The sequence below is a fragment of the Neisseria shayeganii 871 genome (genome assembly GCF_000226875.1).
In the GTDB taxonomy this organism is placed as follows: domain Bacteria; phylum Pseudomonadota; class Gammaproteobacteria; order Burkholderiales; family Neisseriaceae; genus Eikenella; species Eikenella shayeganii.
Genome location: NZ_JH164926.1, coordinates 1788760 through 1795112 on the forward strand (window position 1 = coordinate 1788760; position 6353 = coordinate 1795112).

Annotated in this window: 7 protein-coding genes and 1 pseudogene; 4 read left to right on the forward strand and 4 right to left on the reverse strand. The window is 59.8% G+C overall.

Going from position 1 to position 6353, the window contains the following annotated elements; genetic code table 11:
• Positions 1-89 precede the first annotated feature (89 nt).
• Positions 90-1613 (forward strand): fumarate hydratase, encoded by a 1524-nt coding sequence (locus HMPREF9371_RS08365; RefSeq protein ID WP_009119612.1) that lies wholly within the window; start codon positions 90-92, stop codon positions 1611-1613.
• A gap of 24 nt (positions 1614-1637) precedes the next feature.
• Here the strand turns inward: HMPREF9371_RS08365 and HMPREF9371_RS13575 are convergent, their stop codons facing one another.
• Both HMPREF9371_RS13575 and HMPREF9371_RS08370 read right to left on the reverse strand, forming a co-directional pair.
• The gene (locus HMPREF9371_RS13575) at positions 1638-1784 is read right to left on the reverse strand and encodes a hypothetical protein (RefSeq protein WP_009119613.1); all 147 of its coding nucleotides are present in this window, start codon (positions 1782-1784) and stop codon (positions 1638-1640) included.
• A gap of 5 nt (positions 1785-1789) precedes the next feature.
• Entirely contained in the window at positions 1790-1987 is a 198-nt protein-coding gene (locus HMPREF9371_RS08370) for a hypothetical protein (RefSeq protein ID WP_040660397.1), read from the reverse strand.
• On the opposite strand from HMPREF9371_RS08370, the gene HMPREF9371_RS08375 reads away from it, so the two are divergent.
• The 3 genes and pseudogenes from HMPREF9371_RS08375 to HMPREF9371_RS13920 all read left to right on the forward strand — a co-directional run.
• Positions 1986-2792, forward strand: a complete 807-nt coding sequence (locus HMPREF9371_RS08375) for a M48 family metallopeptidase (protein WP_009119615.1) — start codon at positions 1986-1988, stop codon at positions 2790-2792. The genes HMPREF9371_RS08370 and HMPREF9371_RS08375 overlap by 2 nt on opposite strands.
• Positions 2793-2894: 102 nt before the next feature.
• Positions 2895-4610: a proline--tRNA ligase gene (locus HMPREF9371_RS08380; protein WP_009119616.1), complete on the forward strand. Its 1716-nt coding sequence runs from the start codon at positions 2895-2897 to the stop codon at positions 4608-4610.
• A 119-nt stretch (positions 4611-4729) separates the two neighbouring features.
• Positions 4730-4876, forward strand: a pseudogene (locus HMPREF9371_RS13920) (lipoprotein signal peptidase); the annotation flags it as partial.
• A gap of 11 nt (positions 4877-4887) precedes the next feature.
• Here the strand turns inward: HMPREF9371_RS13920 and HMPREF9371_RS08385 are convergent.
• Positions 4888-5502, reverse strand: coding sequence for a glutathione S-transferase family protein (locus HMPREF9371_RS08385; RefSeq protein ID WP_009119617.1), 615 nt, complete (start codon positions 5500-5502; stop codon positions 4888-4890).
• Between the two features lie 85 nt (positions 5503-5587).
• The gene (locus tag HMPREF9371_RS08390) at positions 5588-6151 is read right to left on the reverse strand and encodes a YceI family protein (RefSeq protein WP_009119618.1); all 564 of its coding nucleotides are present in this window, start codon (positions 6149-6151) and stop codon (positions 5588-5590) included.
• Between the last annotated feature and the right edge of the window lie 202 nt (positions 6152-6353).

Here is a 6353-nt window from a genome sequence, read left to right on the forward strand (position 1 = left end):
GGGGGAAACGCCGTGCGCAGGCAGGGGAAAGGGTTTACAATACCGGGCCCATTGTCTGAGCCCTATCCAAAAAAAACAGGAACACCACCATGACCATCATCAAACAAGAAGATTTCATCCAAAGCATCGCCGATGCTTTCCAATTCATCAGCTATTACCATCCCGTCGATTACATCCAAGCCCTATACAAGGCTTGGCAGAAAGAAGAAAACCCGGCCGCCAAAGACGCGATGACGCAGATTTTGGTGAACAGCCGCATGTGTGCCGAAGGCCACCGCCCCATCTGCCAAGACACCGGCATCGCCACCGTATTTTTGAAAGTGGGCATGAACGTGCAATGGGATGCCGATATGAGCGTGGCCGAAATGGTGAACGAAGGCGTGCGCCGCGCCTACAATTGGCCAGACAACAAACTGCGCGCCTCGGTACTCGCCGACCCGGCCGGCAAACGCCAAAACACCAAAGACAACACGCCGGCGGTGATCCACATGGAAATCGTGGCCGGCGACAAAGTGGAAGTCACCTGCGCGGCCAAAGGCGGCGGTTCGGAAAACAAATCCAAGCTCGCCATGCTCAACCCTTCCGATTCGATTGTCGATTGGGTGCTGAAAACCATCCCCACCATGGGCGCAGGCTGGTGTCCGCCCGGCATCTTGGGCATCGGCATCGGCGGCACGCCGGAAAAAGCGGCTTTGTTGGCGAAAGAATCGCTGATGAGCCACGTGGATATTCACGAATTACAGGAAAAAGCCGCCTCGGGCGCAGAACTCTCCACCACCGAAGCCCTGCGTTTGGAGCTGTTTGAAAAAGTGAACGCGCTGGGCATCGGCGCGCAAGGCTTGGGCGGCCTGACCACCGTTCTCGACGTCAAAATTTTGGATTACCCCACCCATGCCGCGTCCAAACCCGTAGCCATGATTCCCAACTGCGCCGCCACCCGCCACGTTGAATTTGAATTGGACGGCTCCGGCCCGGTGAAACTCGACCCGCCTTCATTGGAAGACTGGCCGGACATCACCTACAGCCCCGACAACGGCAAGCGCGTGGATGTGAACAAGCTCACCAAAGAAGAGGTCGCCACTTGGAAAATGGGCGATGTGCTGCTTTTGAACGGCAAAATCTACACCGGCCGCGATGCCGCCCACAAACGCATGGTCGATATGCTCAACAAAGGCGAAAAACTGCCGGTCGATTTCACCAACAAACTGATTTACTACGTCGGCCCGGTTGACCCCGTGCGCGACGAAGTGGTCGGCCCCGCCGGCCCCACCACCGCCACCCGCATGGACAAATTCACCCGTCAAATGCTGGAGCAAACCGGCCTGCTCGGCATGATCGGCAAATCCGAACGCGGCCCCGCCGCCTGCGAAGCGATTGCCGACAACCAAGCGGTGTACCTGATGGCGGTGGGCGGCTCGGCCTACTTGGTGGCCAAGGCGATTCAAGAAGCCAAAGTGGTGGCTTTCGAAGACTTGGGCATGGAAGCGATTTACGAGTTTGAAGTGAAAGACATGCCCGTCACCGTGGCGGTGGACAGCAGCGGCCAATCCGTGCACGCCATCGCGCCGAAGCAATGGCAGGCCAAAATCGGCATCATTCCCGTAGAGGCATAAAACCGCAGGCTACCTGAAAGCATTTCAGGTAGCCTGAGACCTTTGCAAAACCCCCAGATGTGGATGCAGTTCAAGGCGTAGCAGCGCAGCGAGCGCAGACATATCATATAGATAGGCAAGCGAGCGAGCAGCGCACAACGCAGAAATGCGCCGCAGGTGGGGGTTTTGCAAAGGTCTCAGCCTGTTTGGTATGGTGTCATGTGCAGAAATAGGCCGGATACCGATTCCGAAAATTCAGCCGCAAACACCTTGTCGGTTTCAAGAGTACGGCCGACGGCTGCCGCAAAGCGGCTTCCGATGCTATAGTTCGGCTTTCGGTGCGCAGCGGCGGTTTTGCTGCGGCAATTGGCTATTTTTACAGGAGGCAACATCATGCGTCGTTTTTCCCGTTCCTTGGCCGCGGCGGCCGTCAGCTTGGGTTTGCTGTCGGGCTGTGCCGGCATGGCCGATGCCTTGGGCTACAACACCCAGGCTTTGAATGCCCATTCCGCTCAAAGCTATCAACAGCTGAGGGCGCAGGCACAGCGCAGCGAGGTGCTCGACACCCGTTCGGCCACCGCCCGCCGCGTGCAGCGCGTGTTCCAGCGCATGAAGCCGCATGCCGAAGCGGCCAACCGCACCGGCGTGCCGTTCCAGTGGGAAATGATGGTGATCCGCAGCAAAGAAATGAATGCTTGGGCCATGCCGGGCGGCAAAATGGCGGTTTACACCGGCTTGGTGGAAACGCTGAACCTGACCGATGACGAAATCGCCGCCGTGGTGGGTCATGAGATGACGCACGCCCTGCTGGAGCACAGCAAACAGGCGGTCGGCCAGAAAGTGCTCACCGGCTTGGCTTTGGACATCGGCGGGCGCGTGGTGGCCAGCCAAACCGGCATCAGCAGCGAAGCCATCGGTTTGTCGCAAGGGCTGTTGGCCGAATACGGCATCGGCCTGCCTTATTCCCGCCACCACGAGCGCGAGGCCGACAGCGGCGGCATGCTGCTGATGGCGCAGGCGGGTTACGACCCGCGCGCGGCGGTTACGGTGTGGGAAAAAATGGCGGCTTATCAAGGCAGCGGCAACGCCTTGACGGGCATGCTGTCCACCCATCCGTCCAATCAGTCGCGCATTGAAGAGCTGCGCCGCCAGCTGCCTTCGGTGCTGCCGGTGTACGAACAGAACCGCCGCCGCCGTTGAGCGGCAGACCGTCTTTTCAGGTAGCCTGAAGCCCGCTTTCAGGCTACCTGAAACCTTGTTACAATCCCGCCCTTTACTTTTCTTTAAATACAGCCTACCGCCATGAAAGCCAGCCAATTCTTTATTTCCACCCTCAAAGAAGCCCCCGCCGAAGCCACGCTGCCCAGCCACCGGCTGATGCTACGCGCCGGCCTGATCAAAGCCAGCGCCTCCGGCCTCTACACCTGGATGCCGATGGGCCTGCGCGTATTGCGCAAGGTGGAGCACATCGTGCGCGAGGAAATGAACCGCGCCGGCGCCATCGAGCTGCTGATGCCGGTGGTGCAGCCGGCCGAATTGTGGGAAGAATCCGGCCGCTGGACGTTTTACGGCAAAGAGCTGTTGCGCATCAAAGACCGCCACGAGCGCGATTTCTGCATCGCCCCCACCTGCGAAGAGGTGATCACCGACATCGTGCGCAAAGAAGTAACCAGCTATAAGCAGCTGCCGAAAAACTTCTACCACATCAACACCAAATTCCGCGACGAAGTGCGCCCGCGTTTCGGCGTGATGCGCGCGCGCGAATTTGTGATGAAAGACGCCTATTCCTTCCACGCCGATTACGAATCGCTGGTGCGCGACGGCTACCAGCCGATGTACGACGCCTATTGCCGCATCTTCGACCGCCTCGGCCTCAACTACCGCCCGGTGGCGGCCGACACCGGCAGCATCGGCGGCACCGGCTCGCACGAATTCCAAGTGCTGGCCGACTCCGGCGAAGACGTGATTGCCTACAGCGACGCTTCCGATTTCGCCGCCAATATCGAGCTGGCGCAAACCCTGCCGCTTTCAGGTAGCCGCGCCGAGGCCGCGCAAACGCTGAACAAAGTACACACGCCCAATGTGAAAACCATTGCCGACTTGGTGGCGTTTTTAAATGTGCCGATTGAACACACCCTCAAATCCATTGTGGTCGAAGGTGAGGCAGACGGCGAATTGGTGCTTCTGCTGTTGCGCGGCGACCATGAGTTCAACGACATCAAGGCCGAAAAACTGGCGGGCGTGAAATCGCCGCTGACCATGGCCGATCCCGCCGCCATCCGCGCCGCCTTCGGCGCCAACGGCGGCTCGCTCGGCCCGGTGGGCTTTGGCGGCAAAGTGTACGCCGACTACGCCGTCGAAAAAGGCGCCGACTGGGTAATCGGCGCCAACGAAGACGACCACCACTACACCGGCTTCAACTTCGGCCGCGATGCCGCCGAGCCCGAATTCGTCGATTTGCGCAACGTGGTGGCGGGCGACCCCAGCCCCTGCGGCCAAGGCTACCTGAAACTGGCGCGCGGCATCGAAGTGGGCCATGTGTTCCAGCTGCGCGACAAATATTCGCAAGCCATGAACGCGGTGTTCCTCGACAACAACGGCAAATCGCAGGTGATGGAAATGGGCTGCTACGGCATCGGCGTGAGCCGCATTGTCGCCGCCGCCATCGAGCAAAACCACGACGAGCGCGGCATCATCTGGACCGATGCCATGGCGCCCTTCCAAGTGGTGATTGTGCCGATGAACTACAAAAAATCGGATGCGGTGCGCGAAGCGGCCGATAGGCTGTATGCCGAATTGTCGGCCGCCGGCGCCGATGTGTTGCTGGACGACCGCGACGAGCGCGCCGGCGTGCTGCTCAACGATTCCGAACTGTTGGGCATTCCGCACCGCCTGGTGATCGGCGACCGCGGCCTGAAAGAAGGCACGGTGGAATACGCCCGCCGCACCGACAGCGAAGCACAAAGCGTGGCGCTGGCCGAAGCGGCGGCCAAAGTGTTGGCGGCCTTGCAAGCTTAAGGCGGCAGGCCGGTTTGCCGGTAAAATGCTGAAAGGCTACCTGAAAAGTTTTAGCTACGCAGATACTCGCGCAGCTGGCTTTCAGGTAGCCTTTGGTTTATTCGCAGGGCAATATCAGGATGAGACCTTTGCAAAACCCCCATCTGCGGCGCATTTCTGCGTTGTGCGCTGCTCGTTCGCTTGCCTATCTATGTGATATGTCTGCACTCACTGCGCTGCTACGCCTTGAACTGCATCCACATCTGGGGGTTTTGCAAAGGTCTCAAGATGATTTGCCTCAGCCCTGCTGGGCGGCCATCACTTTCTGTACCGCCGGGTCCTGCTCCATACGCTGCATCAGACCGGCAACATTCGGGTATTCGCGCCAAGATTTCGGCGTGTATTCGGTCCAACGCGCCATCACGAAGGCGTAAGCGTCGGCCACGCTGCGTTTGCCTTGGTAAACGTGGCCGTTGCCGGCGGCGATCAGTTTGTCGAGATGCTGCATGGCGCGGTCGATGCGGGCGAAGGCGGCCTCTTTCACTTTTTGCAGCGCGGCTTCGCTCTCATCGGTGGTGTAGCGCTGCGGGAAAAACAGCGGCCAAAAGGCGGGGTGCAGGTCGCTGGCGAGGAAGGAGAGGGTTTCGTTCATCTCGAATTCGTTCACCAGGCCTTCGTTGCCGCCGATGCCGGCTTCGGGGTGCAGGCCGACGATGTATTTCAAGATGGCGGGTGCTTGGGTTAAGGCACGCGGGCCGCCGATGTCGAGCGCGGGCACCGCGGCCAGGGGGTTGATGCGTTTGTATTCTTCGGAGGCGTAATCGGCACGCACAGCTTCATAATCGGCGCCGGCCCATTCGAGGGCGATCCAGCAGGCCAAGGCACAGGTGCCGGGGGCGTAATAGAGTTTCATCGGGTTTCCTTTGCGGGATTGCGAGTCGGTATTGGGGCGGCCGGCTACCTGAAAGCGGGTTCAGGCAGCCGGCCGGCTAAGGGGCTTATTGTTTGGCCGCTTCGATTTGGATGTCCAAACGCACGTTTTTGGGAATACCGGCTTCCAGCAGGTAGTTCATGCCCCACAGGGTGCGGTCGATGGTGGCGGAGAAGTCGCCGCCGCACACCCGGGCCTTGAGGATGGGGTTGTCGTAGCAGTTGAATTTCTCGGCGCGCAAGGTAACCGGATGGGTTTTGCCCAGCAGGGTGAGGCGGCCTTCTACTGAGTGCACTTTGTTGCCGGCGAAGTTGAAACGGGTGGAAACAAAACGCATTTCGGGGTGACGTTCGGCGTGGAATAAGTCGGCCGATTTCAGGTGGTTGGTGAATTCGGGCGAGCTGCTTTGCAGTTTGGCCACCGGAATTTTGATGTCGATGCTGCCGGTGCGGCGGGCGGGATCGAACTTCATTTCGCCGGTCAGGCCGTAAAAGCCGCCGACATTGGTGCTGGTGCCGAAGTGGTCGATGGCGAAACGGGCGTTGGTGTGGTGCGGATCGATGCGGTAATCGGCGGCCACGGCGGTGGCAGCGACGGCGGCCAGGGTCAGGGCAAACAAGGTTTTCTTCATGATGGGTCTCCGTTGGATGGTGCCGTTGGCAAACGGCGGTGGTCAGAACTGCCCGCGGTCCGGCCGGCGGCTGGGTAGGCGCAGCAACCGTGCATCTGCCGGTTAGGAAAGAGCGCGGTCTTTCCGTGCGGCAGCGGTTTTACTGCGCTAGAGCATTTTTGATTGAGAATGTTACATAATAGGGTTTTCTACCAGCCGGAGC